Source organism: Deltaproteobacteria bacterium (genome assembly GCA_030654105.1).
Taxonomy (GTDB): domain Bacteria; phylum Desulfobacterota; class SM23-61; order SM23-61; family SM23-61; genus JAHJQK01.
The window spans coordinates 1-3,625 of record JAURYC010000299.1 but is presented as its reverse complement, the minus strand read 5'-3'; the positions used below and the strand labels follow the sequence as shown (position 1 = coordinate 3,625).

Here is a 3,625-nt window from a genome sequence, read left to right as displayed (position 1 = left end):
TCTGTTCCGAGAGGCTACCGCTTTAGGGTATTCGCTACAACCAGTCCTGAAGTCCTTGCAGCAGGCACTGGACCAGGCAAGGGACCAAGCTGAGGGCGAGAGAACAGCAAAGGAACACCTAAAAGGGCAGTTTGATCTACTCGCAGCCGAAATAGAACGCTTCGGCAAGAAGAAACAGCGATACCTAAAAAGGATTGCGCGGCATGATTTCGATAATCGGTAAGGGTTTCGATATCCTTTTTATCTCGGAAATTTTGGCAAATTGCGGAGATTGGCACGTTCTCTGCTATTTTCCTATTGACCCAAATGGGGGATTTTGATACGTTGGCATCGTCATTGTCCTTCCTGTAAATGAGTAACCTAACATGCCAAAATCAATCTTCGCCAAGATTATCTCAGGTGGTCAGACCGGGGTAGAGCGAGCCGCCTTGGATATTGCTCTGGAGCAGGGTATTCCTTGCGGGGGATGGTGTCTTAAAGGGAGGATAGCGGAAGACGGACTAATTGATTCCCGGTACCCTCTCAGAGAAACCAACAGCAATTACTTATGGGTAAGGACAGAGAGAAATGTACATATATCCGACGGAACCCTGATCCTGACTTGGGGACCTCCAACAGGTGGGACAGCTTTGACCTTGAAATTAGCCCAAGGTTATAAAAAACCGTATATGGTTATTGATTTAAGAGGAGATGGTGCCTCCGCTAATATCAGGAAATGGGCTAAAATTCATCAGATACAGGTTCTGAACGTAGCTGGCCCAAGAGAAAGCAAGTTCCCAGGAATTTATGAGGAGGCTAAGAAATATTTGGGGCGCTTCTTGTAAATAGAGATTGAATGAGGGGGCCATGACAGAGAAGCTTGACCCAAAGAAACAGCAACTTTTGAAGAACTCCCGATGGAAGACCGACACCGGATACGGTTGATGATATACAAACCATTTATTGAAAAAATGGTGGGGATTTGGTAGGCTTTGTTACTGGCACGATAGTTACAATTTTTGAAGCTCAGTACTACCCCCCAGATGTAGTGTTTCCCTTTGATTCTATGTCTAAATTTTGACGCAAAAAGGAGCCAAAATTCCCCTTGACAGAATTTGCAGTCTTGATACCATTCGCAATATAGATTATCCCTTGTTCACAAAAAACCTCCCAACCCAACCTTTAACCTTCTGAGGCGTAAAATGAGAAGATGGGGTTTTCAAAAGATGACAATATGAAGGCTCCAGGGGGATTAAATATCTCTTTGGAGCCTTTTTGATTTATTTATCACCCTACTTCACTGCAAAAACCAGAAAGGAGGATTGTCGAATGCGTACAATGGTAATTATCGGGGCTATAGCTTTGGCTTTTTTGGCGGGGCAAGTATTGGGGGCTCCTACGGCAAAATACCTCATAGACTCAACCCCGGGTGAAGATGTGCTCATTAATCTTGACGAGTGGTTTTCGACGCACCCCGTAAAAGAGGGCCAATTGGGCCGTTCGGATAATGTTTTTTCATCCCCGCGCTCTGCCTTATTTATCGGTACCAGTAAGGATCCCAAAGGCATCGGGAGGCATATGCACGTTACTGTGGATGAACTTGTTTTTATCTATAAAGGTGAAGGTGAAATGTATATCAACGGCAAATGGGTTCCAGTGAAGGCGGGTGACCTGCATGTCTGTCCCCGCGGGGTGGCCCATGCTACACGTGCGCTTCCTGGTAAAGAATTATTGTCTTTTAATATGTTTTCACCGCCACAGCCAAAAGGTGCCCACGACCGCGTGATGATCGACGAATAGGAACAGATGGGCGAAGGAAGTGGAGCGGCCCATCCGCTGCTCCCAGGTTCATTTGCGGCCTGGGGATGAATCTAAACCCCACTTCTGAGCAGGAGGTGGGGTTTTTTGAGGAATGACTTCCGAGAATATGCATTCTGGGAAATAAAGGAGGTGAAAGAAGATTAACTCAGTCTTCATCACTTAAAATTATCTTTAAAAGGGAGGGGTTGACCATGGAAGAAGAGAAAAAGGACGGGATTAGCCGACGGGGTTTCTTGAAAGCCGTCGGGGTTATTGGAGCAGTTACCGTTGCTCAGAAAGCGATGGCTCAGATGCCCACTCTGGTGGCCGCCAACCCGCTGGTGGGGACCATTGACATGCATGTGCACGCAGGTCCAGATACGGCATCCCGCTCGGTGAATGATTTCGAGTTGGCCCAGAAGGCTAAAGAGCTGGGAATGCGCGGAGTGGTGACTAAAAATCATGAATTTATCACTAATGACCGGGCCTACCTGGTGCGACAAATTATCCCGGGAATTGAAGTGTTCGGAGGAATTACTCTGAATGAGTCGGTGGGCGGGATCAACCCCGAGGCGGTGGATCTAATGATTAAGTTCACCGGCGGCTGCGGGAAGATCGTCTGGTTGCCCACCCATGGTTCGGCCAATCACAAATCCTTCTTTGCCAAGAAGGCTGACGCGGGAGGAATCCGGGTAATTGATGCTTCCGGTAGCGTGGTCCCCGAGCTGCGAAAAGTCTTGAAGCTGATTGCGAAAGCCGACATTATTTTTGCAACCGGCCACGTCTCGGGCAAAGAAATTCTCGCTTCCGTCAAGGCTGCCAAGCAGGAGGGGGTGCGAAAGGTTTTGGTGACTCACGCCATGCAATCCCCGGGTGAATTATCTATCGATGATTTGAAACGTTGTGTAGAGGCTGGAGCTTTCATTGAACACTGTTATCTTACGTATTTGATGGGACCACAAGCAGCCTTGGGCTGGATGAAGGGCTGGAAGCATATCCCAATTGAAGAATTCGCAAAAGCCATCAAAGAAGTAGGGGCGGAGAATTGTGTTATTGCCACGGACCTTGGCCAGTACATGAACCCCATCCCTGCTGATGGAATGAAGGAGTTTATCCTTGCTCTGATGAGCAAGGGCATAACCCAAGAGCAGATCAACTTGATGGCCAAGAAAAACCCAGCCCGGCTGTTAGGGCTTGAACCTATGTGAAGGTGAAATCGGAGGGGGATGGCTGGAGGAACTACCCACTACCTCCTTCACTCCTTTAAAGGAATGATTTCCGAGAATAAGCATTCTGGGAAATTCAAAGAACAAAGACCTGGTCAGAAATGACCAGGTCTTTTTCATGTTATCCACATTTCAAATAGTAATTGTTAAATCTAAATGCCGTGTCAGGGTGAAGAGTAGGTGAAAGCGTCACTTACGACTGTCCTGCAAACTATCTGCTAGCTTATGCTCTTTCTCATGCGTTTCCAACAGATCAGGTTCGACGTCTGCGCATTTAATTCTAGGCGCCTATTATTGGTTGACGCCTTTATTCCTTTGTTCCAATATCCTCGTATAGCCGGAGTCCGTTTGTCTTTCCACCCGCTCCGTCCTACTCGCCCATACAGCCAGGTCCGACGCCGCAACCCGCTCCTGCAGCGCCGCCGGGTCCCTCGACATTAACCAAGGAAAAAGGGGTAGTTAATCCTCGAACGGGTGAGTTTTTGCCGGGAACCTTTGGCGGGGTAATAGATCCCAAGACAGGAGTTGTTTGGCCTAAAGTTGAGGGTGGATACCACAACCCGAAGACAGGGGAGATCATTCCCAAAACGGAATAGCCATTCGTATTAATTTAGCGTTTT

At 47.8% G+C, this 3,625-nt stretch carries 4 protein-coding genes; all 4 read left to right on the top strand.

Going from position 1 to position 3,625, the window contains the following annotated elements; translation table 11 throughout:
• Positions 1-223 (top strand): hypothetical protein (locus tag Q7V48_13015; protein MDO9211650.1); only part of this gene is annotated, 223 nt, incomplete at its 5' end.
• A gap of 142 nt (positions 224-365) precedes the next feature.
• Positions 366-824, top strand: a complete 459-nt coding sequence (locus Q7V48_13010) for a putative molybdenum carrier protein (protein MDO9211649.1) — start codon at positions 366-368, stop codon at positions 822-824.
• A 484-nt stretch (positions 825-1,308) separates the two neighbouring features.
• On the top strand, positions 1,309-1,779 hold the full coding sequence (locus tag Q7V48_13005) for a cupin domain-containing protein (protein ID MDO9211648.1): 471 nt from the start codon (positions 1,309-1,311) through the stop codon (positions 1,777-1,779).
• Positions 1,780-1,991: 212 nt separating this feature from the next.
• Positions 1,992-2,987, top strand: coding sequence for a DUF6282 family protein (locus Q7V48_13000; GenBank protein MDO9211647.1), 996 nt, complete (start codon positions 1,992-1,994; stop codon positions 2,985-2,987).
• Positions 2,988-3,625: the final 638 nt, after the last annotated feature.

Coding starts and splice junctions, on each gene's coding strand:
- Q7V48_13010 (MDO9211649.1), top strand. CDS start 366: ATGCCAAAATCAATCTTCGCCAAGATTATCTCAGGTGGTCAGACCGGG.
- Q7V48_13005 (MDO9211648.1), top strand. CDS start 1,309: ATGCGTACAATGGTAATTATCGGGGCTATAGCTTTGGCTTTTTTGGCG.
- Q7V48_13000 (MDO9211647.1), top strand. CDS start 1,992: ATGGAAGAAGAGAAAAAGGACGGGATTAGCCGACGGGGTTTCTTGAAA.